Here is a 26,234-nt window from a genome sequence, read left to right as displayed (position 1 = left end):
TTTCGTCCGCTACGGCTTCACTGACCACTGAAGGGCATTGTCGAGCAGCTGCACAAAGTTGCTGTCCTTCCATACGGCCGCGTTATGGCCCATAGAGGTGTAAAAAGTTTTGCCTTTGCCCACGCTCCGGTACCAGGCTACGGGATGGTACATGCCCATTCCGAAATTTTTACCACCCATCAAAGGCAGGTTACCATCAGGGATTATCCGGGTGCCGTCAATGTATGCAAGAACATGTACATTCCGGGGCTGGGAAAAGTAAATGTACCATTCATCGGTGTGTGTCCACGTGGCAGGGATACGGGTCAGCAGAGCTGCAGCCGCAGCGTTTTCCCGATGTACACTGGCTGCCTGCAGTTGCGGTTTGAGCGGGTGATGCGAGAATTCGGTCCCTACCAGGTGCGTTTTGTACCAGGGCCAGTCATCATGCGAAAAGTCTCCGGCACCATGAATCCCCATCAGCACGCCACCTGCGGTCACATACTGCATGGCTGCCTGCTGCTGCTGCTTGTTCAGTAACCTTCCTGTACAGTTATTGAAAATAACCACCTGAAAGCGCCTCAGCTGCGCAGGATTGAAGACGCCGCCTTCTTCAGTTTCATAAACAAACCAGCCATGCTGATTCCCTAACTGCTGAAATACTTTTTTCGCAGCATCAATGGAGCCGGAATGCCTGTACCCGGTTGTTTTTGAAAACACAAGAACCGCCGGCTTTCCCTTCGGGAAGTCAGTGCGCGGCGGGTCGGTTTCATAGCTGACGGGAAAGCCATTTCTGATCTTGTACATGAACAGCCTGGCAGCTCCCGTCAGCATGATGACTATCATCAGTATCCTCAGCAACCATTTTCTTCCTTTTTTTCTCATCTGGAACTGCTTGTAGGATCGTCAGTGATGTGCGTGGTACTACCGTACCGCCGGTGTGCTCCCCTGGTTGTGCTCGTCTTCGATTACCTCGCGGATGGCGGGTTTTGAAGCCGGATGACTATCATCTTCGCCCAGCAGGATACCCCATGGATTAAGCCCCTGGACACGGTCGAAAATAACTTTGAAAATGGCGATGACCGGAATAGACAGGAACATACCCGTAATTCCCCAGATCATTTCCCCAAGTACCAGTCCGATCAGCGCCACCAGGGTGTTGATCTTCACTTTGGAACCTACAATCTTGGGCATGATGTAGTTGCTGTCGACCAGGTGGATGGCTACAATGGCGATAAATACAAAGACCAGCTGGCTGGTACCGGCAGTGGCGAAGGTGATAAGACTTGCCAGCAGCAGGGCCGTCAGAATACCTATGTAGGGAATCAGGTTCAGAATTCCGGTAATCAGTCCAAGCAGAAATCCGTATTTCACGCCCAGCAGCCAGAATGCAATACACGAAAGTCCGGTTACGAGAAGCATCTGCAGAAAAAGCCCGACGATGTATTTTTTAACGATGTACTGGATCTGACTGACGATGTCATACACGACTACGCTGTGCTGCTGATCGAAAACCATGACGATGAACCGCAGCAGGAGGCGCCTGTGCAGCAGGATAAAAAACGTGTACAGGAAAATAAAAAGGAGAAAAAGAAGAATGGACGAAACGGAAAGGATTGTATGCCCCAGGATACTTGTACCCGTATTGACTGCCTTCGAAGCCGAATCGTTGATGTAATTCATCTGTTCCTCACTGTCCACATGAAAGGTAACCTCGATCCATTTCTGAAGATCAATGGTGGTGTCGAGCACCTGCTGCTTGAATGCAGGCCAGTCCTGCGCCAGGGCTGTAAGCTGTGAACCCAGCAGCGTGAAAATGGCCGCAATGGCTATAATCAGCGTCAGGAGCGCTACCATGGAGGATAATGCTCTCGGGAAATTGAACTTGTATTCCAGGAAACCCGCAAAAGGCAGCAGCAGGAGTGCGAACAAAAGGGCAAAAATCAGGGGCGCGAGCAGCGTCTGACCAATGATTGCAATGTAAACCAGGCAAATTATGCTGATCAGAACCTGAGCGAGCCGGGTGTAAAAAGGGGTAGAGTGAATCATCTGTAGCTTTAATCGTTGTGATATGGATAATTCATTTATAATCATGCCAAATTCAGGCAATTGCCCGGAGGTATGCATCCCGGCCATGACCCGGCCTGTGATTCAGCAACCAACAAATACCTTTGAGCCGTAACTTCGCCCCATGCAGGTACCCATTAAAAACAAACTCGACGACCGGGAGCTTTTCAGGATCCGCAGGATGAAGGAGGTGATTAAAACCACCAACCCGCACGGACACAAGGATTATCTCGAAATTATCTATTTGCACGAAGGTGCCGGAACGCACCAGATCGATCAGTTCCGGTTTGATGTGCAGCCGTTCAGCCTTTACCTCATCCTGCCCGGCCAGATCCATCAGTGGGAGCTCACGGCCATCCCCAAAGGATTTGTCATTATGGTGCAAAAGGACTACCTGCTTGATCACCCGCTCTACAAACAGCTTTTTCAAACCTTCCCGCTGCCTTTTCCAAACCGGTTCCTGCTGGATCATGTAGCTCCGGTGATCACCGGTATTTTCAGGGATATTGAGCTTGAATATGAAAAGAAGGAAACCAATCACCAGGCCGTCATCCAGACTTACCTGCTCCTGCTCTTCAATCTCCTCAAACGCGAAATCAAAAGCAGCGATCTGCTGACGTACCCGCCCGTACTCGCCCGATTTTTCGTTTTGCTCGACCAGCATTTCAAAACCAACCGGGAAGTGGCCTGGTATGCCTCGGAGCTGGGCATAACTCCGAAAACGCTCAATACAACCTGCAAGAAGTATGTCGGGAAAACTGCAGGGACCGTCATCGACGACAAACTGACCGCCCAGGCTAAACTCGAGCTGCTTTACTCATTCGAAAGCCTCTCCGGGATAGCCGATTCCCTGGGCTTTGCCGATGCTTCGCACTTCAACAAGTTTTTCAGGAAACAAACCGGCGTGCTCCCGGGCGAGTACCGGAAAGGAATTTCCTGAATGTACCAGTTATTGGACGGAATGTACAAAGTCTAGCGAGTTAGTAGGATATATATTTGCGGCTCCTGACGGCGTACACAATGTTCCTTAAAAACTTTTTCTTTCTGCTGCTTTGCGGCATGGTATGCCTGGGCTCGGTACAGGCGCAAAAAACAACAGCCATTTCCGGCCGCGTGCAAGACGCAGCTACCGGGCAGGCACTTGCATATTGTTCGGTAGCCCTGTGCAACCCGCTCGACTCGTCGGTGGTTGCAGGCGTGCTGGCGCAGGAAAACGGGTCTTTCAGTTTTGAAAATCCGGGTGAAGGTCCGCACTACCTGCTGGTACAATATGTAGGCTACCAGCGTACGCTTGTTCCGGTTTCCGAAAGTCCGGTGCTGATCGGGATGCAGGCGGTTGCAAATGCATTGCAGGAGGTGGTGGTCCAGGGAGCGCGGAGTACGATAGAAAACCGGGCTGATCGCCAGGTGTACCGTGCCGACCGTTTTCTTGGGGCGCAGGGAGGTACTGCGCTGGATGTTCTCAAAAACACACCGTCGGTGAGCGTGAATGCCGAAGGTGACATTACCATGCGGGGTTCAAATGGGTTTATGGTGCTGCTGAATGGAAAGCCCGTCCAGACAAACCCATCCGTACTCCTGAACCAGCTGCCTGCGAACACCATCGGCAACATTGAAATCATTACAGCACCTTCGGCGCGCTTTGACCCGGACGGAAAGGCCGGGATCATCAATATCACTACCAAAAAACCTGCCGAAGGTACTTCCCTGGTGGTCAATGCACAGGGCGGGCTGCCGTCCGTGAGCGACTACGGCAACCTGCACAAACCGCTGCGCTTCGGCGGAGACTTTATCTATACAATCCAGTCCGGAAAATGGGAGGTGAGCCTGAGCGGCAACTACCTGCGCAACGACATTGCGGGAAGAAGGGTCGGGGATGTCAATACCACCATCGGGTCTGTATTTACTTCTTTTCCCTCGGAAGGCGAGCGGAGCTTCATCCGGTATAACTATACGGCGCGTGCAGCGGTTACTTTCACGGCAGATCCGCAGAACATCTTCTCAGTGGGCATTTACAATGGGTACCGCAGCCAGTCACGACGGGCTGATATTGTTTATCAGAATACCAAAACAGACCTCCGCACAGGTGAAATCCTCGGTGCACTGACTTATTTTAACTCCAACATTGCACGCAAAAACACCAATATCACGCTGGCGAACTTTGACTATACGCACAATTTCGGCCAGAAATCGTCCGTAACTATATCGGCCCTGTACGAAGGTGCCGACCTGAAAGGATTGACAACCAACCTGAATCTGGCCGAACCTGCGCGGGTGACCATTCTGCAGAGTACCCGCAACCCTGCCACCAATCCCCTGGATGCGTTCCGGATCAAGGCGGACTACAACATCCGCATGGGTGCAGGAAAGCTGGAAGCAGGATACCAGTACCGCGACCAGCTTCAGAAGGGTATTTTCAATTATCTTGACCTGGACCTGGCGTCGGGTATGTTTGTGCGGGTCCCTGCATTCAGCAGCAGCACACGTGTTGCCAACCGCATTCATGCCGTATATACCATGTATTCAGGCAAATTGCCCCGGCTGGAATATGCAGTCGGCCTGCGTTACGAATATGCAGAGCGGGTATTTGCAGCTGAAGGCATTGACAGGCGTGAGCTGAATCTTTCCAATTTTTTCCCGTCACTGAATTTCCAGTACAAGCTGACTGAAACATGGCGATTGAAGGCCGGGTACAGCAAGCGTGTCCAGCGTTCCACCAACAGCGAACTGAATCCATTCCCGGAGCGGGAACATTCAGAAACCTTCGAGTCGGGCGATCCGAACATTCTGCCTGAGTTTATAGACCTGTATGAAGCAGGAGTCGTGCGGGAATCGGGGAAGGGAAGTGCATTTGCAAACCTCTACCATCAGCGGATCGCGAATGTGGTCAACCGTGTCAACAGTGTTTTCAATGATACCATCATCAACCGCATTTACACCAATGCGGGCCAGGCCCTTTCCTGGGGCGCCGAAGCTGGCGGCACGGCCAATATCACCCGGTGGTGGCAGCTTTATGCAGGAGCCAATGTCTATCATTACCGTATCAAGGGTTCGCTTTTCGAGCGGGCAGTGCTCGTCAATGCGGCGGGCATGGTGTATACGGTCAACGGAAATACGACCTTCCGGCTGTCTCCCTCCGCACAGGTGCAGGCTTCGGTCAGCTATCTTTCAAAGCGGGTCACGGCACAGGGTAGAGACTCGGGATTTCTTACGCCGGGAATAACGGCTAAAAAGACATTCTGGTCGGGCAGGCTTTCTGCATCCCTGCAGTGGCAGAATATAGACCTTGGACTATTGAACAGCAACAAGCAGCGCATCACTACATTCGGCCGCGATTTTTTTACAACTACTAATTATATCCAGGAGACAGACATCTTTTTGCTCAACGTTACTTTCAACCTGAATCAGTTCGTTAAAAAAGCAAAGTTACCCGGAAGCGAGTTTGGCGAGCGGGAGTTCTGACAGCCAGCTGGCAGGAGGGATGCTATTTTTTTCTTTGTTTAAAAAAAACAGGTACAAAAAGAAGGTCCGTCTTGGCGATGCCTGCAAACCAAACAATGTGGAGCGAGCCCCACCTTGTTTAGTTTTTTAAGTTATCTCACCTTAGCTTTTGAGCGAAGCCATATCAATTACGAAGCGGTACTTGACATCACCTTTCAACAGTCTTTCATAAGCTGTATTGATGTCCTGCATGTCGATCATCTCTATGTCCGCAACAATATTGTGCTCACCGCAGAAATCAAGCATTTCCTGTGTTTCAGCAATACCGCCGATCATGGAACCCGCAAAGCTTTTGCGGCCTACGATCAGGCTGAATGCAGCTACCGGCAGGGGATGTTCGGGAGCGCCTACCAGTGCCAGGGAGCCGTCTACACGAAGCAGGCCCAGGTAAGCATTGATGTCATGCTCGGCAGAAACTGCATCAAGAATAAAATGCAGCTTGCCGCGGTAAGCCGCCATTTGTTCTTCGTCCTTGGAGAGCACAACCTCATCCGCCCCGAGGCGCTTGGCTTCTGCAAACTTGGATTCGGAAGTTGTAAATGCAACTACCTCGGCGCCCATCGCCTTGGCAATCTTGATGCCCATGTGACCCAGTCCGCCGATGCCCACGATCCCTACCTTTTTGCCGGGACCTACATTCCAGTGCCGGAGGGGGGAGTAGGTAGTAATTCCTGCGCACAATAAAGGAGCTGTTGCAGCAAGGTCGAGATTTTCAGGAATGTGCAGGACAAAGTTTTCGTCTACCACAACCCGTTCCGAGTAACCTCCGAAAGTAGGTGTTTCGAGGTATTTGTCGGGCGAATTATAAGTTTGGGTGGCGCCCGGCTCGCAGAACTGTTCCAGGCCTTCCTGGCAGTACTGGCACTCGCGGCAGGAGTCTACAAGGCAGCCTACACCCACCACGTCGCCCACCTTGAACTTGCTTACATGGTCGCCCACGCTGATGACTTTGCCCACGATTTCATGGCCCGGAACGCAGGGATACTGCGTGCCGTGCCACTCATTTTTGGCGGTATGCAGATCGGAATGACAAACCCCGCAAAAAAGGATGTCGATTTCCACATCGTGCGCGGTGGGTTTTCTGCGGTCGATACCGCGTTGGTTCAGGGGAGCTTCGGCTGCGTCTGTTCCGTAAGCCTGGACGTTTGTTGTTTCTATCATGTTGTTAAAAATTGGTCTTCATATTAGCTGTTTAACCACTTTGGCAGGTACACCTGCAACTACTGCGCCCGCCGGTACATCCCGGCTCACGACGGCTCCGGCTGCCACCACTGCGTTTTCACCCACGGTCACGCCCGGCAGAATCGTAGCTCCCGCACCGATCCATGCATTGCGCTTGATCACGACGGGTTTGAGAATCAGAGCTTTCCTATCGCCAGGGTCGAGGGGGTGATTTTCCGAGGTGATATTCACCCGCGGCCCGATCTGTACATCGTCTTCAATAAGAATGCCGCCCAGATCCAGGAACGAGCAGGCATGATTGATGAACACATTTTTGCCCAGCGCAGTAAACCGGCCGAAATTAGTGTAAAACGGAGGAAAAATGACGGTCGACGCATCAATCTCACGACCGGTAATCTCGCTGAGCCGCCGTCTTACCTCATCTGTGGTAGCGGCCGCTGCATTCATTTCGACACATAACCGGATGGTCTGTGCGACGGCGCTGCCGAAATCCGCATACCCGGGATCTTCCTTTCTGATGACCTCACCGGCCTGCATCCGGTCGAATATGGTCTGGCCAGTTTCACTGATCATACTACTTGCATTGCAAATGGTTTAACTATTGGTTTATGCATAACAAATCTGTACCGCATCCCGCACGCTGCCGGCATTTTTAGGTCGCGCCCGTGATTAATGTTTTGAGAATTGATCAGGCACTACAAATGTCTGTCCAAAGGCAGCCGGATCGGTTACGACAATCAAACGATTTATTAAGATTTTCAAACTTCTTCCATCCCCATGCACTTCGGTATCGTGGTATTGCCAATCTGAGAGGAAGCGCAGGAGAATGTGGGGTATGTAAACCCCGGTGCTCCCGAGCCTTCTGAAACATCAGTAACTGCAGGGATAAGAAATCTATAAAATTGGTAGGATACGTAGTTTTGGTACTTTTGTCAGCGTGGCAGCTGCTTGTGCTGACTGGGTCAATGCAGGGGGGCGCACACTTTCTATCAAATCAGGCCAGGCCGCTATTTGGGCACGGCCCACTTTAATCAAGCTTCAAGTGCAGATGAAATTAGCAGCTGTGTGGCTGGGCCTGCTGATGGCCGGGCACTTGCATGGACAATCCCTCAAGCCGGCTCAAAAGGCGCCGAACATCATCGTGATCCTGGCGGATGACCTCGGGTTTTCGGACCTGGGTTGTTTCGGGTCGGAGATCAATACGCCCCATCTCGACCGCCTTGCCAGGGAGGGGATGAAGCTTACCTCATTTTACAACAGCGGGCGATGCTGCCCGTCGCGGGCTGCACTGCTCACCGGTCTGTACCCGCACCAGGCGGGCATAGGCGATATGGTGCAGGACAAGGGATCGCCAGCCTACCAGGGGTACCTTCGTGAAAGCAGCGCCACCATTGCACAGCTTCTGAAAGCCGCCCATTACAATACCATTGTATCGGGCAAATGGCACGTGGGCCTGGTTCCTTCGGCCTTGGCGCACAACCGCGGTTTTGACAGATCATTTACCATGCTCAACAACGGCAGCAGCTACTTCAACTCGGAGCCGATTTATAACGATGGCAGGACAGTGACTTTCCTGTTGAATGGTGAGAAAACCGAGCGGCAGGATACTTCCCGGTATCTCACACAGGCGATTACGGACTTTGCAGTGAAATCACTGGAAGAGCTCCGGTCCAGCCCGGATCCTTTCTTTTTATATGTCACTTATACGGCCCCGCACTGGCCTATACAGGCGCTTCCGGAAGACATTGCACGTTATCAAGGCAAATACATGCAGGGCTGGGATGCATTGCGCCGGGCACGGTTTGCAAAACAAAAGCAGCTGGGTATCGTGGATAAAAGCTGGCAGCTGTCGCCACGGTACAGTGGGGGGAAGGAATGGGAAAAGCTGGATGCCTCAGCCCGCGACCTGTGGGATACGCGTATGGCCATTTACGCCGCCATGATCGACCGCATGGACCGGGGCATTGGCGACATTCTCATGAAATTAAAGGATATCGGACAGGATAAAAACACCCTTGTCATTTTTGTTTCTGATAATGGAGGCAGTGCGGATACGGTGAAGGAATGGGCGTATGTAAGACAAAAGAATGGCGCGCCCGGCTCGGCAGCTTCCATAGACAGCTATTATCCCGAGTGGGGCAATGCCAGCAATACGCCTTTCAGTCTTTTCAAAAAGAATACGCACGAAGGCGGCATTGCATCGCCTTTCATCGCCTGGTTTCCCGGCCGGATCAAAGCCGGAAATTCCGGCACGCAGGTAGGGCACCTGATCGATCTCATGCCGACATGCCTCGATTGGGCCGGCTTGTCATACCCGGCGGAACTGCATGGTAAAAAGCTGACGCCGCTTTCCGGAAAAAGTTTGAAACCGGTGCTGACCGGATCCGCCGCTACCCCGGCGCGTACCCTTTTCTGGGAGCATGAGGGAAGCCGTGCGATGCGCAGCGGCGACTGGAAGCTCGTAGCCGAAATCCATCAGCCCTGGGAGCTTTACAACCTGAAAACCGACCGCACCGAAACCCGGAACCTTGCAGGAAAATATCCCGGCAAAGTAAAGGAACTGGAAATACAGTATCTCAAATGGGCGAAGGAAGTAGGCGTAGTAGACTGGGACCTGATCAAATAACCGGTAAAATCGTGACGGAAATACAAGGCACCCTGTTCCTGCATTTCTCCTAACCTGGGAAAATGCGCCCGATCATCCGCCCGATCTCCACAAAATCGTCGTGGTTGCTGACAGAGCGTTTTTCCATTTCATCCGGATTTTCTTGTGAGAAGGGATATACCAGCAAAAAGTTGTTTTCGCGTGCATGCTGGTTCAGGAATTCGGGGATGAGGCTCAGCTGGGGAAAGTAGGAGGTCATGCCGCGTTTCGCCATAAAGATGATCAATCCCTCGTCCGTGGCAAGCTCAGCCGCCGCCAGCTCGGCCTGGCGCCACTTGGTAATCGGATGCAGGGAAAGTTCAATGCCGGACCTTTTGACAACCCGCTCAATGATACTGATGACCGGCTCGCTGGCGTGAAATGCCATGGATGCACCCGACGACTTGGCAATGTTCCAGATGCGGAGCAGCGCCTGGAAGAAGCCGGGCTCTTTTTCTGCCTTAGGCGGAATGAGCACGATGTATTTCTTGACCGTCGAGATAGGCTGGGCCGCGTGGTATATGAGGGTATTGACATTGTCATTCTGCAGGTAACCATTGGCCAGGTTGTACACAAATGACGGAGTGAACCCTTTATCCGGCTGGATCCCGATCACCAGGTCCGTGATCTTCTGTTCTTTGATCACATGGCTGATCCCGGTGGCCACATCGTTGTCGTACCTGGTCAGCGGCTGGATCTTCACGTCGGCAGCCGCACCGGTGTCCACAGCGATATGGAGCGTTTTTTCGGCATTTTTAACAGACGATTCATTTTTTTCATCATTAATGACATTCAATGCAAAAAGCCGGTCATCATTGTGCGACGCCTTGATCAGGAGGCCCAGGTTTACGATTTTTTCAACAATTTCCTCATAGTTGACGGCCATCAGGATATTTTCGACTTCCGGATTAATACCTGAGGCTGTGGCTTCCTTGTTGACCTGCGCAATACGCTCGGCGCTCGACATGGAAACGAAAGATGAAATGGTACAGGAGATCAGGATAAGCAGAATACTTCCGTTCAGCACGTGCTCGCTCAGCAAACGCACCGACTCACCGGTAGCAGTTTCGGAAACGATGATGTTGTAACCTACCATGACGGCGGCGAGGGTAGCCGCGGCGGACGCAGAGCTCAGCCCGAAAATGAGCGTACCCTCATCTTTGGTCAGCCTGAATGTTTTCCGGGTTAATACGGCAGCCAGGTACTTGCCGCCGATGGAAGCGACAAGCATCACAGCGGCCACTCCCAGGGTTTCCAGGCTTCTGAAAAATACGGTAAAGTCAATCAGCATGCCCACGCTGATCAGGAAAAAAGGGATAAAAATGGCATTACCCACAAATTCCACGCGGTTCATCAGTGCGGAGGTATGCGGGATGAGGCGGTTCAATGCAAGTCCCGCAAAAAATGCTCCGATAATTGCCTCGATACCGGCCAGCTCGGCCAGTACCGCAGCCAGGTAGATCATCACCAGCACAAAGATGTACTGCGATATCTTGTCATCGACTTTCTTGAAAAACCACCGCCCGATAATGGGAAAAACAAACAGCACGACGAGGCTGAAAGCGACTACCGAAAGTCCCAGCCGCAACCAGAACGCACTATCCACCTCGCCCTGCGTCATACCTACCACGACCGCCAGTACAAGCAGCGAAAGTACGTCTGTGAGCATGGTGCCGCCTACCGTGATGTTCACAGACAGGTTTTTGGCAATTCCCAGCTTGCTCACAAGCGGGTAGGAGATGAGCGTATGGGATGAAAAAAGACTTGCGAAAAGTACCGAGGTAAGCAGGGAAAAGTGCAGTATGTAATAACCGCCGATCAGGCCCAGCAGGAAAGGAACCGCAAAGGTGTAGACCGTAAATGTGATACTTTTCCATTTGTTCCGTCTGAAATCGCCCATATCAATTTCTAGTCCGGCCAGGAACATGATGTAGAGCAATCCCGTGGTACCGGTAACAACTACGCTGCTGTCGCGGGAAAGCAGGTTGAGTCCGTTGGGGCCCACGAGCGCACCCGCAATCAGCAGGCCGAGCAGGTGGGGTACTTTGATTTTATTGAGCAAAAGCGGCGCACCCAGGATGATAATCAGTTCAAGCAGGAATTTCAGGACAGGATCCTCAATGGGCAGGCTGCCGACATGTATGTTCAAAAGCGGCATAAACTACTGGTTAAGTGAGCGGGTAAGTTCTATTGAAAATTTTGCCGCACAGGATTTGTCAATGCCGATGGTTTGCAGGCCTTTCAGAAGGTTGGCACCCGACCTGCCGAGCTCAACCGCCAGTTCCATGTTTTTACTGGCCGATGAATCGCTTGCAAAATGCAGCTGGATGCGTGTACTGTCGAACGTGGCGGAGTATACACGTATGACCTGGTTATTGTTGTTGGTCACGCGGGTATACAAGCCGGTCGAGTCGCTGATGAACTCCCAGCTATTGGACCGCTGGTCGCCGATGACGTATTCGGGACAGGTGGATTCCCTGCAAAGCGACTTTCCGTTCCAGGTACCGGCAATGTCGTCGGGCCACTGGAGAACCACTGCTGCAGTGTCTGTTTTTGTAAAAAGACTGTCGCGCATCCGCACAAGTGAGCGGTAATCTGCTTCTTTCAGGGAAAACTCCTTTTCCTTTTGCAGCAATCTTTGTTCGCGCAGATCAAGCTCCTGTTTTCGCTTACTATCCTGGCAACCTCCCAGGACGAGCATGGACAACACTGTCAAAAAGAGGTATTTGTGATACGTCATAGGTTCGGACAAGGGTGTGAAAAGCTTTACCAGGGCAGGCCCGTCGGGCCGGCTGCCTTAAAACCGAACAGTGGATACCGGGTGATGGTTTCAAAAAAAGAACAGCCAGGATCGAAATCGTTCCTGGCTTTCCTGAACTAACCATTTTGAATCAACAAAAAAGTACGCACGTTGATTAGCGCGCACCATGGTAAATTTTTGTGCCTGCACGGTGTGCTTTGCGCCTGAAAATCAGATTATTTATGGAGAATGTTTTTGGGGAGCCGGAAGCTGTGTCGGGCAAAGAACCGGTTTTAGTACCCGGGTGCTGGCGCCCAATGGAATGATCTTTATACCTTGCGCCCCATGCAAACTGCAAGCCGGTTAAACCAAATCATACATCAATGCCTGCACAAAACGACCTGAAAAAGAATTACAAGATGCTGCTGGATTGGTACGGCTACCGTGCCAGGGAAAATGCGGGATCATTGAAAAAACTGCAGAAGCTACTGGCCGTGCTGAACCGGGATGTGGAAGGAGGGAAGGTATACGACAAGGATATTGATGACCTGGAATCCCTGAAATTTATCTACGAAACCGGGATCAGGAATTTTGAGAGCCAGGTCGAAAAGTATCAGGCACTTCTGGACGAGTTATCTTAAATCAGCAAAACCGCATCAATCCATACTGCACTTATGGAATGGATCACCCGTGAACGACCCAAAATTGACCGCCTCGCATGTCCGTGGCTGATCCGGCGGTTTATTGATCCCGGTGCGGTGATTACTTATGTGCCTGAAGACCGTGTAATTGAGGAGGCCGAGGCGAGGGGTGCCACGGCGTTTGACATACCCGGCGTAGAGTATACGCATTACGAAGACCGGTGCACGTTCGATTATTTCATTCAAAAACATCAGCTTACGGATCCTGCGCTCCTGGCCATGGCACCGATCATCCGCGGCGCGGATACCGATGACCATTCGCTGGCGGCACAGGCTTCGGGCCTCTGGGCCGTATCCGCCGGACTGGCGCATAACATCCGAGACGACCAGGAACTGCTTGCGCAGGGAATGGTGATTTATGATGCATTGTACAGCTGGGCCAGACATCTGCAATCGGACAGGCACACGCAGAGCCCCACGGAGCAGCTCCTGCTTGCGGTGCTGCATACTTATATGGATCCCAAAAACCGCCGGAAACCGCCGGACTGGGTGCTCGAACTGAAATCCATGATCCAGGACCAGATTGATGCCAACCTGGCACTGAGCCTCACCGAACTTGCAGAAAGTGTGGACGTCAATCCGGCTTATGTTTCCCGCACATTTGCGCGCTACTTCGACGACCTCTCTTTCGGGGAGTACATCCGTAAGCTGAGGATCGGCAAGGCCGTGCAGCTGCTCGAATCCACAGACTACACGCTCACCGAAATCGCCTACCTCACCGGCTTTTCGGACCAGAGTCACTTTACACGCATCTTTAAAAAGCAAATGGGTCAGATTCCTTCTGCGTACAGAAAATCGGATAAAGGTAAAATACGTACAAAGGGTTAAAATGCATTCTATTTCGGGCGGAGCAGAAGCGGTAATCTTGGCATTTCAAAGATTACTGTATGACAATCCAAACATTTTCATTTCGCTCCGGCCGTCTTGCAAGCCGCATTGTTTCCCTATTCATCCTTGTATTGCTGACTGGTTCAGCACATGGTCAGACACCCGCGCCGGCGCCGGTATTTCCCCGGGTGAGTGGCTACCAGGGTATTCTGCACCCGATTGTGACGCTTGATAAAAACGGCTCCGAAACCAATTTCAGGCACTACTATGTGGTTGGGTTTCCCATCGGCCTCAATCTCTGGAAAACAAAGCAACTCGGGTTTTCAGTGGAATTGGTACCCGTAGTCCGCGCGCAGAATGGCACCAGCCGGGTGTCGAATGTGGTTTTTCATCCGGGCGTGCTGGTCGGCCTCGGACACGATTTTACCTTTGCCGGAAGGCTTGCCTTTGAAACATCCGGCCGGTATGGTATTACGCCGGTGTTCAGCAAGATCGTTAAGAAAGGTCCTACAAACAGCTATTTCGTGGCTGTTCCGCTACCCATACGTCTCGGAAACGGTCATGCCGCGTCCTTTACGGCAGGGTTCCAGTTTGGGATTGTATTTTAAAAATCACCGGTTCCTGTAAATGGGCGGGGTACCAATATCAACTGCAAAGTGGCATAGTTTTCATAGACGTCCGTAGCGTTTTCATTTTTCGTTACCTGCACATCTGTTATGTCACGTTTTACACGATTGCCTTTATACCTCTCGGCCTTTTGTTTTTGCATGGTTTTTACAGCTGGTTATGCTCAGGAGGCCGGAGGGGAAAAGTTTGAAAAAAGGATCATTGCAAAAGGTACCTCCGACCCGTGGGAAATTGTGTTCGGGCCCGATCAGCACCTTTGGGTCACCGAGTCCAAAGATTACCGTGTGCTCAGGATTGAGCCTGCTTCCGGGAGTAAAGATGTCCTGATCGATCTCAGCAGCGAAAAAAGCTTTCCGAATTACGACCAGCTCAGCGACTCCATCGATGGCGGTAAGCCAATGCCGCAGGGAGGACTGATGGGTATGGCGCTGCATCCCGGCCTGCTCCACGAAAAACCTTTTGTTTACCTGGCCTTTGTTTACGATTTTGAGGGTAAAGACCGCCCTGGCGATGGGCAGGATCCCAGAGACCACGGCTATCATTTTAAAACAAAAATTGTCCGGTGTACCTACAATTTCCAGAGCCGCAAGCTCGAAAATCCGGAGACGATCTGCGATAAAATCTCCGGGAGTAATGACCATAATGGCGGGCGGCTGCTGATTTCGAAGGTAAACGGGAAAGATTACCTGTTCTATTCGGTGGGGGATATGGGTGCCGGGCAGTTCAAGAATGCAGGACGGGCCAATCATGCCCAGGAGACGGATGTGTACGAAGGTAAGGTCCTGCGCTTCAATACGGAACCCGATAAGGATACGGATCGGGACGATGCGTGGATCCCTGATGACAATCCTTTTAACAGACGCAGGCAAAATGCCGTATGGTCGCTCGGTCACCGCAATCCGCAGGGACTCGCTGCAATGCAAGTGAATGGCAGTGAGGTTATTTATTCTTCCGAGCACGGCCCGTTTTCTGACGACGAGATCAACATCATCAAAGGCGGGCGCAACTACGGGCATCCGCTGGTGATCGGCTATGCAGACGGTAACTACGACGGACTTTCGGCCGGGGTCACCGACAAGGACAGCCTGCCCGGGAAATGGAACACGACCTACCCGTTCATCACCAGCGAAAAGCAGAATGCGGGAAAGCTCAAGAACTTTGAACCGCCTCTCAAAAGCTTTTATCCCACAGACAATAAGCAGCTGCTTAGCTTCGCAGATACGATACGTGCCGGCAAAAAGAGCCCGGACTGGCCGTCGCTGGCACCTTCGGGCATTGACACCTACCCGTATGATGCCATACCGGGATGGAAAAATTCCCTGCTGATTACTTCCCTTAAGCAGGGTAAGATCGTGCGGATCAAGCTGGATGCTGGGGGTACCCGCGTGCAAGAGGAAAAGGATTATTTTACCAATAAGGTACGCTACCGCGATGTAGCCGTATCTGCCGACGGAACAAAAATTTACCTGATCACCGACAAGTCCGCAGTTACCTCCGGGCCGTCGGGCGAAAATCCTGAGGAGTCGAAGGAGCAGGGAGCGATCATTGAATTTACTTATAAACCCTGATCTGCCGCCTTCCGTACCCATGTGCCTGGCCTCACTTTTCCAGCGATTTATTTACGAGTTTGTAATCCCAACAACATTTACCTATATTTGTATCGTACACGATATAATCTTAAACGATATAAAATAATGGGCGCATTGTATCAGACCACCGTGGCAGTAACCGGTGGCAGAAATGGAAAAGTGAAAAGTGAGGATGGTATCCTGGAACTGGAAGTGCGTACACCCAAAGAACTGGGCGGGGCGGGCGGCCATACCAATCCTGAACAATTGTTTGCAGCCGGCTATGCTGCCTGCTTTGACAGCGCACTGAACTTGGTGATGGGGCAGGCTAAGGTAAAACCGACGGAACCTTCACAGGTAAAAGCAACCGTCGGACTGGTTTCAAACGGACAGGGTGGGTACAGGCTGGATGTTGCCCTCGAAATTTCCCTTCCTGGAATAGACAAGGAGCAAGCCCGTCAGCTGGTAGAAAAAACGCATACGGTATGTCCGTATTCCAACGCAATCCACGGCAATGTGGATGTGGCGCTTAATGTGGTCTGACCGAAAACTTTTTCGATGATGGCAAACGAAGAATCGCTGAAACTCGAAAACCAGCTTTGTTTTCCTTTGTATGCGGCTTCCCGGCTCGTCACCCAGTGCTACCAGCCTGTGCTGGACGAGCTGGGATTGACCTACCCGCAGTACCTGGTACTGCTCGTTTTATGGGAGACGGATGCGGTAAGCGTCAAAGTGTTGTCCGAAAAGCTCTATTTGCAATCCAATACCCTCACGCCCCTCCTCAAACGAATGCAGGATGCCGGCCTGATCGACCGGGTGCGGTCCAGGGAGGATGAACGCAGCGTGATCATTTCGCTGACCAGCCAGGGTAAGCAGCTGCGGGAGGAAGCTCCCAGGGTGGGAGGCCGGCTTGCAGAACATCTGGGTATAAGCAGCGGGGAGGCGCAGCAACTGCATGCCTTACTGCACAAGTTGATACAAAATGTGGTTCCGGAGTAGCTCAGTGGGCCGTAAGCTGGGAAACTCCTTACATATTGCCATCCGCTGTTCTCCTGCATTTGTAGGAAAAGTACCACTTTTGAACGCACTGAATGTACTGAGCAGGTCGGGTATCATTATTTAAGTGCATTGAAAAAACTAAACAATGCAGGAGAGTCCTATTATATATGTCGGCGGGGATGATGATGACCGGTACCTGGTCGGCTCCGCCCTCGACGAGCTTGGGTTTGAGAATGAGATAATCTACTTCAATGTCGGCACACAGCTGGTGGATTACCTGAATTCTGCTCACACAAAACCTTTTATCATACTTTGTGACCTTAACCTGCCGGGAATGTCCGGTCTGGAACTACGGGAGACACTGAACCAGGAAGACTCAATCCGCGGTCTTTCCATTCCGTTTATATTCTTGTCGGAGGTCATCAGGCCGAAGGATATCAACCAGGCATATCAGTCGCTTGTACAGGGTTTTTACAAGAAACCGAGTGATTTTCAGGGTTTAAAAAATCTGCTCAGTGCTATTTATACCTACTGGTCACTGGCTGTGCATCCCTCCAAGGAAATGTGAATCGGCACGGCATGGGCTTCGCTGGAAAATATCTGTTTGAATAATTGGCAAACCGCACCGAAATTCAGAAGTTTGAGCTAAGAAGCTCACGATTAAACTACTGGATATGAGTAAGTCAACATTCGAGATTTCGCTGGAATCCGGCATTCACCAACACATTCAGGCCATGGCCGGTGTGTGGGAAGGTACAACCAAAACCTGGTTTGAACCCGGTGTGACTGCTGACGAATCGCCCATGTCGGGCACCATCCGGCCTATCCTCGGCGGGCGTTTTTTGCTCTATCAGTACCAGGGAAGCCTGAGCGGGGATGCATTTGAAGGCTCCGCTACAATCGGGTATGACATTGCCAATGCACGATTTCAGGTATCCTGGATAGACAGCTTTCACATGGGTACGGCCATCATGCATTCCGAAGGTGACTCCGTACCCCACGGTTTTACTGTGCTGGGAAGTTATGGCAGTCCCGAGTACCCCGAGCAATGGGGCTGGCGTACCGTATTTCAGCTCAACGATCCCGACCAGCTTACTGTCACAGCCTACAACATTTCCCCGGAAGGAAAAGAAGACAAAGCCACAGAAACCGTGTACAAGCGCACAGGGAAGATTTAAGTACGGCTTAACCCCCCGGGAAAAAAATGCTGAACGTAGCGCCTTGTCCCGGCTCGCTGGTTACCGAAATGCCGCCGCCGTGATTGGCTGCCACACTTTCACAGATCGTCAGTCCGATGCCTGTTCCGGAATACTCGCTCTTGCCGTGTAAACGTTGGAAAAGCTGAAAGATACGCTCTGCATGCTGCTGGTTGAAGCCGATTCCATTATCAGCGACATCAATCCTGTGGTACATGCTGGTCTGGCGAACGACCCTGACGGACTTGGGCAGCTCGGTACCGGGGATGACACTTCCGGTGATTTCAATCACAGGACTGACACCGGGCTTCCTGAACTTGACGGCATTGCTCAGCAGGTTGAGAAAAAGCTGGCTCAGCTGCATAGGGTCGCCTTTGATCTCGGGCAGGTTGCCGATATGCACCATCGCACCCGACTCGGTGATAGCCAGTTCGAGATCACTGACGGCATCAATGATGACCCCGGTCAGCGATACGGAACTCAGTACCTCCTTCTGGGCAGTAATCCTGGAAAAGGCCAGCAGGTCGGCGATCAGGTCGGACATGCGTTTGGCAGATCCCTGCATTCTGCGCAGGTAAGTAATGCCTTCGCCCACCTGCTCCCCGTAGCGGTTCACCAGTAAGTCGGAAAAGGACTGGATCTTGCGCAGCGGCTCCTGCAGGTCGTGGGAAGCTACGTAGGCAAACTGCTGCAGATTCACATTGGATTGCTGCAGCATGTTGTTGGCTTCGGACAGTTCCTCATTGGTGGATACATATTCCTCGTTCAATGCGGCAAGTTCTTCATTGGTTGCTTCAAGCTCCTCGGTACGCTCCTGGACCTGCTGTTCCAGGGCCAGCTTTATCCTTCGCTGGGTGGTTACATCCTGCGCAGTACCGATCATCGTATGCGGCCGGCCCTGGCTGTCGTACAATACCCTTCCCTGAGAATGCAGCACGCGGGTAGCGCCTGTTTTTTCCGCGTCAAGGGTATATTCCATATCGTAATGCCCGTCGGAACCCGGCGCAATGGCCCGGTTCACCGCAGCGATCACCCCGGGCAGGTCACTCCGGCTGATGGCCGCATATACTTTTTGAAACGTAATCACGCGCTCATGCTGCAGTCCGAACCAGTGTTTCAGCCGGTCCGAATAATGAAGTGTGCCGGCATTCAGGTCGATGGAGTAGGTGCCCAGCTCGGCAAGTTCGATCGCACCCTGAAGAAAGGTCTGTGTTTCTTCTATTTTCTTGCGGCTAAGTACCTGCTCGGTGAGGTCGGTGGCCACCACAAGTACACCGGCAATGGTCCCTTCCCGGTCCCGCTGAGGCTGGTAGGCAAGGTTTACATAAATTGTTTTCAGCTCACCGTCATAGCTGATATCTACGGGCTGTTCTTTGGAGATGTACGGAATGCCCGTTTCCATTACATGATCCAGCAACGTATCAAAGCCCTGCCCGGCAATCTCCGGCAAGGCTTCCAAGAGGGGCTTTCCAATGATTTCTCCGGGCAGCCTGCCTACCATTTGTCCGTAAAAAGGATTGGCCATCGTAAAAGTCAGGCCTTCCTTCTGGATCATGGCGATACCAATAGGGGATTGTTCAAAAAGGGCGAGCAGCTGAAGCTGACTTTCACGGATCTGTTTTTCTACATTAACCCGCTCCGAAACGTCGATTGCAATGTCCAGCACCGCATACACATGCCCGTCTTTGTCGTACACCGGGGAGTAGGTAATATCATAGTAATTGTGTGTCATCACGCCGTGCTGCACAATATCAACCGGCGTCCCAAAGCTCCGGTAGGTAACACCACTGGTGAAAACATCGTCGAGTATTTGTAAAAAGGGCTGACTTTCAAGCTCGGGCATTACCTCCCTGAGCGGTGTGCCTGCAATGTCAGGGCCTTTTCCTACAATGTCGATAAAAGTCTGGTTGGGAAGCTCTACAATCAGGTTGCGCCCCACAAAAAGGCCGATGGCAGCCGGTGCGGAGGCAATCACAGTCCTCAGCTTGGATTCACTTTCTTCCAGGGCTCTTTGTGCCAGCACCTGCGTGGTCACGTCAATCGCCATGTTGATGATGCCGTAAATATTTCCGGTATTGTCAAAAATGGGTTTATACGTAAAATTGAAATAATAGGTACCCAGCTTACCCGCTACTTCCAGCTCCACCTCCGCGTTTGTTGCGCTGTAAGCCACGCCGGTACGGAGAATGTCATCCAGGATATCCAGAAAAGGCTGTCCCTCAAGTTCGGGCAATATCTCCCGGAGCGGCTTGCCGATTACGGAAACATCTTTGCCCCAGTAGTCGATCATGGGCTGATTGGCCATTTCGACCACCATTTCCCGGCCCACAAAAAGACAGGTTGCCACCGGAGCCTGGTCAATGAGCGCCCTGAACTTTGCCTCGCTGGCTTCCAGCTCCTTCAGCATCCGGTACTGCCCGGTCACTTCATGCGCAAGTACCATCACCCCGCTCACCGATCCGTCGCCTGTCCGCATGGGCGTATATACAAAGTCAAAGTACACCTCCTCCATACGGTTATTGCGCTCCAATCGGGCCGGAACACCGCTGCCTGCATACGATTCGCCCGTCTGGTAAACGTGCGCCAGCAGGTCAAGAAACTGCTGATCGTTGATTTCGGGCAGTGCATCGGCAAGCTTCATGCCTGTGATCGCAGGCGATTTGCCCCACACTTCAAATATCTTTTCATTTCCAAGCTCAATAACCTGGTCGGGCCCGGTCAGCAGTCCGATGGCCATGGGCGCCTGCTCCACGATCGTCTGAAAACTACGTGCGTGCTGCTGCTGCTCCGCATCCGCTGCCCGGCTCGCGGCCTCTTTGGTAATGTCTGTAAATGTACCGAGGGTACGTATGGTATTCAGGTTTGGGTCAAAGTGGTTTTTTCCTTTACAGAAAATCCACTGCTGCCTGCTTGGGTCAGAGCCATTCAAGCGAAATTCAAAGGAAAATGCCGCATCGTTACCCGGTAGGTAATTTGTCCACGCTGCAAACAGCGGCCTGTCATCAGGATGCACCTGCTCTTTTAATATATCAAGACTGATATGATTCTGATTGTAAAAACCCAGCAGATGTGCAGCCTGACCGTTCCAGCTGAGCCGGCCGGTCCGATCGTCAAACTCCCACATCCCGACCCCTGCCAGGTCAAGGGCGAGCTCAATGCGCTGCATTTCCGAAGTGTCACCAAAATCAAAAGGCCTGGGCATAACTAGCATAATTTGTATTGAATAAAGTGCTGCAACCAGCCGGGAAAGTCCGCCGGTACCAGGTATATCTGACTGAATGAACACCCAAGATAGGCAGGAAAACAGCAGGCATCCTATCTTGCAGTGGCAGGCCGGCTGTGTAATCCGGTGCAAAGTCGGGCAGAAACTGGCAAAATCGCTGCAAAAATGATTCCGGCAATCCCTGCTTTCTCTTATACCTTTGCCAAAACAGGTATCTCATATGTCACCATCCCGTTTTCGCACCCGGCGGTTTCTGGTTCTTCTTCTCAGGCGTTTTCCGGTGCTTTTTTTTCTGATAAAATGGCTTTTGCTTTCCGGGCTGGTCGGCGTGCTGGTGGGTTCGGCTTCCGCATTCTTCCTGGTATCACTTGACCTGGTCACGGCCTGGCGCGAAAATCACATCTGGATCATTGCCCTGCTGCCGCTCGGGGGCTTTCTGGTGGGATGTATATATCATTACTATGGTCGTGACGTGGAGGCTGGCAATAACCTGCTGCTGGATAACATCCATCGTCCCGCCGAAATCATTCCCCTGAAAATGGTGCCCTTTGTACTTTTCGGGACGCTCGTCACGCATTTATTCGGAGGCTCGGCCGGGCGGGAAGGTACCGCCCTGCAGATGGGCGGTGCCATCGCCGATCAGTTTACGAGCTTGTTCCACCTCAGGCAGGAAGATCGGCGGATGATCCTGATCGCGGGGATTGCGGCAGGTTTCGGCTCCGTTTTCGGGACACCCCTCGCGGGCGCTGTTTTCGGACTTGAAGTCTTCTGGGTGGGCAGGTTGCGGTACGAGGGCATTTTCCCGGCCTTTGCATCAGCCATTTTTGCAGACCTTTCGACCCGCGCCTGGAATGCAGGGCACACGCATTACCACATTCCCGCCGTGCCCGGCCTGGCAGCGGAACCTGTACTGTGGGCCATGCTCGCGGGAGTTGCCTTTGGGCTCGCTTCGGCCCTGTTCAGCAAACTGACGCATTTTACAGGAGGCATTTTTAAAAAGTACATTGCCTGGCCGCCCCTCCGGCCGGTGGTGGGCGGTGTGCTGGTAGCTGCTCTGGTTTTTGCATCAGGTACCACCCGGTACATCGGACTTGGTATCCCCACCATTGTCAGTTCATTCTCTGAACATCTTCCCTGGTACGATTTTGCCGTAAAAATCATCCTGACGGCACTTACGCTGGGGGCCGGCTTCAAAGGCGGGGAAGTAACCCCTTTGTTTTTCGTCGGCGCCACACTGGGCAATGCACTCTCCTGGCTTATTCCACTGCCTTCGGGATTGCTCGCCGGCATTGGCTTTGTGGCTGTGTTTGCCGGTGCCGCCAACACCCCGCTGGCCTGTTCACTGATGGCGATGGAGCTATTCGGGGCGGAATGCGGCGTGTATGCAGCCGTCGCGTGCATCGTGGCGTACTGCTGCTCAGGGAACCGCGGCATTTACGTTTCGCAGGTAACAGGCAGTTCCAAGTACCCCGACAGCCGCAGGAGAGAAGCAAAAAGGATTGCAGACCTGTAAGACGTTTTGCTGAAAAAGTCCGGTATGGACGTGCAGGCCTGGTTTTCTGCTTTTGATAAATACCTTTTAATATGTTTAAAATTCTGATAAATAAATGAAAACCGAAAAAGAGAAAATGCTCACCGGCGAGCTGTACCTGGCACTAGACCCTGAACTGGCAGAAGAGCGTACCCGTACCCGGCTGCTGCTGCTCGAACTGAACAATGGCCGTGAAGACGAGCCTGAAAAAAGGGCCGAGATCCTGAAAGCGCTGATCCCCAATGCGGGTACCGAGCTCTGGCTGCAGCCTCCTTTTTACTGCGATTACGGAAGCAACATCATCGTGGGCGACCGGGTTTTTTTCAACTTCAACTGTGTGGTGCTGGATGTTACGTACGTCCGCATCGGAAGCCGTACCCTTTTTGGTCCCAATGTTCAGATATATACCGCTACGCACCCGATTGATCATGTCACGCGGGCATCCGGGGTGGAAGCTGCCAAACCGATCACCATCGGTGAAGACGTCTGGATCGGCGGAAGCGCTGTCATCAATCCGGGCGTGACCATCGGAGACCGCACCATCATCGGAGCGGGGAGTGTGGTCACCAAAGATATTCCGGCGGACGTATTTGCAGCCGGCAATCCCTGCCGGGTAATCCGGCAGCTGGCCTAGTGCCAGGCGCAACCAGCGGTCGGCTAGTCGCTGCGGGCACGGCAATGGCTCGTCGTGCAGTACACAGGAGTTAACCCGCACAAATACCTTGGAACACATTACCTATCAGGAAATAAGGGCAGAGGGAGACCTGGTACCTTATGTCGACAGCTTCTGGATGATTGCCAATACGGGTGAAAGTCCGCTGGACATTGTAGTACTGCCTGATGGTCGCATGGATGTTTCCTTTAATATGGGTACTAACCCGGCATCTGTCCTGCACGGCTTGGAAACCAAGGCGCAAAAAGCTGCCTTTCCGCCGGCCACGCGCATGTTTGCGATCAGCTTCCGGTTCCTTGCGGCAGAGTTCTTTTTCAAGCCATATGCGCCCGTTTTACCCAATAATATCCGCTTTTTACCAGCTGATTTCTGGGGAGCGGATGTACAGTTTGATTCGCTTGAAGCATTTGCCAGGCTATTTACAGATACCTTGTCGGCGAGGCTGCCGGGGGCCGTGGACAGTCGCAAACTCCGGCTGGCGGAGTTGCTGTATGCGAGTGAAGGAGCGGCAACGGTCGGTGAACTGTCTGCTGCCTGCCACTGGAGCAGCCGGCAGATCAACCGGTACTTTCAGCAAAACCTGGGTCTTCCATTGAAGGCTTACCTGGATATCCTGCGTTTCAGGGCATCATTCAAGCACCTGAAAGCCGGTAAATTGTTCCCGGAGCAGGATTTCACAGACCAGTCCCACTTCATCCGGGATGTAAGAAAGTTTGCGGGCGTTGTGCCGGGGGAGCTTTCCAGGAACAGCAACGACCGATTTATACAATTCTCAACCTTATCCGCATCCTAGTTTTGCTTTTGTAAAAAAACAAAAAGCTATGAATGCTGCGGAAATGAAATTATTTGCCATCGTGGGCGGCGGCCCGGGTGGACTTACCCTGGCGCGGCTGCTGCAGCTCGGCGGTATGCGTGTTAAAGTTTACGAAAGGGACCAGAGCCGGAATGTGCGGGTACAGGGCGCAACCCTCGACTTGCATGAAGCGTCGGGTTTGAAGGCGCTGCGCAGGGCGGGATTGCTTGAAAAATTTTATCAGGCCTACCGGCCCGGCGCGGAAAAGCTGCGGGTCACTGACCGGGATGCCCATATCGTGCTGGACGATCACGCCTCTGGCACCTATGCAGGCGACCGCCCTGAAATTGACCGCGGGCCGCTCCGCGACTTGCTGATCGACGCGCTGGATGAGGGTACCATCGTATGGGATTGCCAGTTCAGTCATATGGAGCCGGAAGGTGCCGGATGGAAGCTGTATTTCACCAACCAAGAGGCAGTGTATGCCGACGTGGTGATCGGTGCGGATGGTGCTAATTCTAAAATAAGGCCGTATGTCACCGGGATAGCGCCGCTGTATTCGGGCGTGACCATTGTAGAGGGGAATGTATATGACGCGGCAATACACGCGCCCGGGCTGAACGCGCTGGTCCGGGGCGGTAAGTTGTTTGCTTTTGGCGACGAGCATTCGCTGATCGTCAGCAGCAAAGGTGATGGCAGCCTTTCCTTTTATGCCGGCATGAAGGTGCCTGAAAACTGGAGTATTGCTTCCGGAGTGCGGTTTCATGAAGTTGCGTCGGCTGCGGCCTGGTTTGCACAGACATTCAAAGACTGGCATCCGCTCTTCCATGAGCTTGTCAGCAGCGAGAACACCTCTTTCATCGTACGTCCCCAATACCATTTTCCAATCGATCAAACCTGGAAGAGCATGCCCAACCTGACCATCCTCGGAGACGCTGCCCACCGCATGCCTCCCTATGCCGGCGAAGGCGTGAACATGGCCATGCAGGACGCGCTCGAACTTTCGGAAGCGATCATGGCCAGCCCGGAAGATCTTCCGGCCGCATTTTGTGCATTTGAACAAAAAATGCTTGAACGTACCGCAGAAGTTACAAAGATCACCCTGGAAGCTACCGCAATGCTGCACTCGCCCGGAGCAATCAGTCAGATGGTTACGCTGATGACAGGAGCCTGAGTGACGGGGACATCAGAATGCAGCAGCAAGCCGTACCGGGTGCAAATAGGACTTATTTGACGGCAGCCGTCACTCCATGGAACAATTGTTTTCCGCCTCGTAGGCTGAATCAAACAACTCGGGGAAATGGATTGGCAGGAAATATTTGTTAATGATCTGGATTGGTCTTTTGCATTGCAGATATTGATCCGCACGACCATTATGTTTTTGGTCATTCTCATTTTTCTGAGGCTGACCGGGAAAAAGGGCGTCAGGCAGCTGTCCATATTTGAGGTGGCAATTATTATAGGTCTTGGATCTGCCGCGGGTGATCCGATGTCCAACAAGGATCAGGCCGTGTTGCCGGCCTTACTGGTATTTGCAACGGTGCTCGGCATTTACAGGCTCATCACCTGGATCGCAGCCAAAAACGAGCGCTTTGAAAGTGTGCTGGAAGGAGATCCCATTTACATTATTGAAGAGGGTATGTTTATCCTTGAAACGGGCGAGAAAACCTTTGCCAAGGATGAGTTTTTCTCGGAAATGCGGCAGGAGGGTATTGAGCATCTCGGGCAGGTCCGCACGGCCATTCTGGAAACAAACGGAAATGTAAGCTTCTTCTACTACGAAGATGAGGAAGTGAAACCGGGCTTGCCGGTACTGCCCAAGCTGTACAACAAACGAAGTGCGCAGGTGGAGGAAGCAGGGGATTATGCCTGTACCTACTGCGGCCATGTGCAGCATGTTCCGCATGGAGCACAAAGTTGCTCACGCTGCCGGAAAGAAGAATGGGTAAAGTCTATCCGTACATGCAGACTGACCTGAACAT

Annotated in this window: 24 protein-coding genes; 16 read left to right on the top strand and 8 right to left on the bottom strand. The window is 52.4% G+C overall.

Annotated elements, in window-relative coordinates; translation table 11 throughout:
• Positions 1 to 9: 9 nt before the first annotated feature.
• Both HWI92_RS07330 and HWI92_RS07325 read right to left on the bottom strand, forming a co-directional pair.
• Positions 10 to 864 carry a ThuA domain-containing protein gene (locus HWI92_RS07330; protein WP_204662189.1) on the bottom strand — a complete coding sequence of 285 codons (855 nt, stop codon included), beginning with the start codon at positions 862 to 864 and terminating at the stop codon, positions 10 to 12.
• A 39-nt stretch (positions 865 to 903) separates the two neighbouring features.
• Entirely contained in the window at positions 904 to 2,028 is a 1,125-nt protein-coding gene (locus HWI92_RS07325; protein ID WP_204662186.1) for an AI-2E family transporter, read from the bottom strand.
• 142 nt (positions 2,029 to 2,170) lie between these two features.
• Here HWI92_RS07325 and HWI92_RS07320 point away from each other — a divergent pair, with 142 nt between their 5' ends.
• Positions 2,171 to 2,986 (top strand): helix-turn-helix domain-containing protein, encoded by an 816-nt coding sequence (locus HWI92_RS07320; RefSeq protein WP_204662183.1) that lies wholly within the window; start codon positions 2,171 to 2,173, stop codon positions 2,984 to 2,986.
• Positions 2,987 to 3,066: 80 nt separating this feature from the next.
• Complete coding sequence (locus HWI92_RS07315; protein ID WP_229249068.1) at positions 3,067 to 5,508, top strand: TonB-dependent receptor domain-containing protein; 2,442 nt, start codon at positions 3,067 to 3,069, stop codon at positions 5,506 to 5,508.
• 141 nt (positions 5,509 to 5,649) lie between these two features.
• On the opposite strand, the gene HWI92_RS07310 is transcribed toward HWI92_RS07315, so the two are convergent.
• Complete coding sequence (locus HWI92_RS07310; RefSeq protein ID WP_204662179.1) at positions 5,650 to 6,708, bottom strand: NAD(P)-dependent alcohol dehydrogenase; 1,059 nt, start codon at positions 6,706 to 6,708, stop codon at positions 5,650 to 5,652.
• Positions 6,709 to 6,726: 18 nt separating this feature from the next.
• Entirely contained in the window at positions 6,727 to 7,302 is a 576-nt protein-coding gene (locus tag HWI92_RS07305; RefSeq protein WP_204662177.1) for a DapH/DapD/GlmU-related protein, read from the bottom strand.
• Between the two features lie 475 nt (positions 7,303 to 7,777).
• Here HWI92_RS07305 and HWI92_RS07300 point away from each other — a divergent pair, with 475 nt between their 5' ends.
• Positions 7,778 to 9,355 carry an arylsulfatase gene (locus HWI92_RS07300; RefSeq protein WP_204662175.1) on the top strand — a complete coding sequence of 526 codons (1,578 nt, stop codon included), beginning with the start codon at positions 7,778 to 7,780 and terminating at the stop codon, positions 9,353 to 9,355.
• Between the two features lie 49 nt (positions 9,356 to 9,404).
• On the opposite strand, the gene HWI92_RS07295 is transcribed toward HWI92_RS07300, so the two are convergent.
• Complete coding sequence (locus tag HWI92_RS07295) at positions 9,405 to 11,531, bottom strand: cation:proton antiporter (RefSeq protein WP_204662174.1); 2,127 nt, start codon at positions 11,529 to 11,531, stop codon at positions 9,405 to 9,407.
• A gap of 3 nt (positions 11,532 to 11,534) precedes the next feature.
• Positions 11,535 to 12,113, bottom strand: a complete 579-nt coding sequence (locus HWI92_RS07290) for a hypothetical protein (RefSeq protein WP_204662173.1) — start codon at positions 12,111 to 12,113, stop codon at positions 11,535 to 11,537.
• Between the two features lie 383 nt (positions 12,114 to 12,496).
• Here HWI92_RS07290 and HWI92_RS07285 point away from each other — a divergent pair, with 383 nt between their 5' ends.
• The 3 genes from HWI92_RS07285 to HWI92_RS07275 are packed head-to-tail and all read left to right on the top strand — an operon-like array spanning position 12,497 to position 14,250.
• Positions 12,497 to 12,754: a hypothetical protein gene (locus HWI92_RS07285; protein WP_204662172.1), complete on the top strand. Its 258-nt coding sequence runs from the start codon at positions 12,497 to 12,499 to the stop codon at positions 12,752 to 12,754.
• Positions 12,755 to 12,787: 33 nt separating this feature from the next.
• Positions 12,788 to 13,642: a chromate resistance protein ChrB domain-containing protein gene (locus HWI92_RS07280; protein ID WP_204662171.1), complete on the top strand. Its 855-nt coding sequence runs from the start codon at positions 12,788 to 12,790 to the stop codon at positions 13,640 to 13,642.
• A 59-nt stretch (positions 13,643 to 13,701) separates the two neighbouring features.
• Positions 13,702 to 14,250, top strand: a complete 549-nt coding sequence (locus HWI92_RS07275; RefSeq protein ID WP_204662169.1) for a hypothetical protein — start codon at positions 13,702 to 13,704, stop codon at positions 14,248 to 14,250.
• On the opposite strand, the gene HWI92_RS07270 is transcribed toward HWI92_RS07275, so the two are convergent.
• Entirely contained in the window at positions 14,247 to 14,411 is a 165-nt protein-coding gene (locus tag HWI92_RS07270) for a hypothetical protein (protein ID WP_204662167.1), read from the bottom strand. The two genes, HWI92_RS07275 and HWI92_RS07270, sit on opposite strands and share 4 nt — an antisense overlap.
• Here HWI92_RS07270 and HWI92_RS07265 point away from each other — a divergent pair.
• The 5 genes from HWI92_RS07265 (at position 14,410) to HWI92_RS07245 (ending at position 18,014) form a co-directional block, all read left to right on the top strand.
• Positions 14,410 to 15,837, top strand: a complete 1,428-nt coding sequence (locus tag HWI92_RS07265; protein ID WP_204662165.1) for a PQQ-dependent sugar dehydrogenase — start codon at positions 14,410 to 14,412, stop codon at positions 15,835 to 15,837. The genes HWI92_RS07270 and HWI92_RS07265 overlap by 2 nt on opposite strands.
• A gap of 126 nt (positions 15,838 to 15,963) precedes the next feature.
• Positions 15,964 to 16,380 carry an organic hydroperoxide resistance protein gene (locus HWI92_RS07260; RefSeq protein ID WP_204662161.1) on the top strand — a complete coding sequence of 139 codons (417 nt, stop codon included), beginning with the start codon at positions 15,964 to 15,966 and terminating at the stop codon, positions 16,378 to 16,380.
• A 15-nt stretch (positions 16,381 to 16,395) separates the two neighbouring features.
• The gene (locus HWI92_RS07255; protein ID WP_310589522.1) at positions 16,396 to 16,836 is read left to right on the top strand and encodes a MarR family winged helix-turn-helix transcriptional regulator; all 441 of its coding nucleotides are present in this window, start codon (positions 16,396 to 16,398) and stop codon (positions 16,834 to 16,836) included.
• 145 nt (positions 16,837 to 16,981) lie between these two features.
• The gene (locus tag HWI92_RS07250; RefSeq protein ID WP_204662158.1) at positions 16,982 to 17,404 is read left to right on the top strand and encodes a response regulator; all 423 of its coding nucleotides are present in this window, start codon (positions 16,982 to 16,984) and stop codon (positions 17,402 to 17,404) included.
• 106 nt (positions 17,405 to 17,510) lie between these two features.
• The gene (locus tag HWI92_RS07245) at positions 17,511 to 18,014 is read left to right on the top strand and encodes a DUF1579 domain-containing protein (protein WP_204662155.1); all 504 of its coding nucleotides are present in this window, start codon (positions 17,511 to 17,513) and stop codon (positions 18,012 to 18,014) included.
• A 7-nt stretch (positions 18,015 to 18,021) separates the two neighbouring features.
• Here HWI92_RS07245 and HWI92_RS07240 read toward each other — a convergent pair whose 3' ends face one another.
• Entirely contained in the window at positions 18,022 to 21,234 is a 3,213-nt protein-coding gene (locus HWI92_RS07240) for a PAS domain-containing protein (RefSeq protein WP_204662153.1), read from the bottom strand.
• Between the two features lie 241 nt (positions 21,235 to 21,475).
• Here HWI92_RS07240 and HWI92_RS07235 point away from each other — a divergent pair, with 241 nt between their 5' ends.
• From HWI92_RS07235 to HWI92_RS07215, 5 genes are all read left to right on the top strand, one after another.
• Positions 21,476 to 22,768 (top strand): voltage-gated chloride channel family protein, encoded by a 1,293-nt coding sequence (locus tag HWI92_RS07235; RefSeq protein WP_204662151.1) that lies wholly within the window; start codon positions 21,476 to 21,478, stop codon positions 22,766 to 22,768.
• Positions 22,769 to 22,862: 94 nt separating this feature from the next.
• Positions 22,863 to 23,420 (top strand): sugar O-acetyltransferase, encoded by a 558-nt coding sequence (locus tag HWI92_RS07230; RefSeq protein ID WP_204662148.1) that lies wholly within the window; start codon positions 22,863 to 22,865, stop codon positions 23,418 to 23,420.
• Between the two features lie 88 nt (positions 23,421 to 23,508).
• Positions 23,509 to 24,252 (top strand): helix-turn-helix domain-containing protein, encoded by a 744-nt coding sequence (locus HWI92_RS07225; RefSeq protein WP_229249063.1) that lies wholly within the window; start codon positions 23,509 to 23,511, stop codon positions 24,250 to 24,252.
• Between the two features lie 28 nt (positions 24,253 to 24,280).
• Positions 24,281 to 25,426 (top strand): FAD-dependent oxidoreductase, encoded by a 1,146-nt coding sequence (locus HWI92_RS07220; protein ID WP_204662145.1) that lies wholly within the window; start codon positions 24,281 to 24,283, stop codon positions 25,424 to 25,426.
• A 126-nt stretch (positions 25,427 to 25,552) separates the two neighbouring features.
• Positions 25,553 to 26,230, top strand: coding sequence for a DUF421 domain-containing protein (locus HWI92_RS07215; RefSeq protein WP_204662142.1), 678 nt, complete (start codon positions 25,553 to 25,555; stop codon positions 26,228 to 26,230).
• The last annotated feature ends 4 nt before the right edge of the window (positions 26,231 to 26,234 follow it).

Source organism: Dyadobacter sandarakinus (assembly GCF_016894445.1).
GTDB classification, from domain to species: Bacteria; Bacteroidota; Bacteroidia; order Cytophagales; family Spirosomataceae; genus Dyadobacter; species Dyadobacter sandarakinus.
Note: the sequence above shows the minus strand (reverse complement) of the source record. Positions and strands in the feature narration are given on the sequence as shown.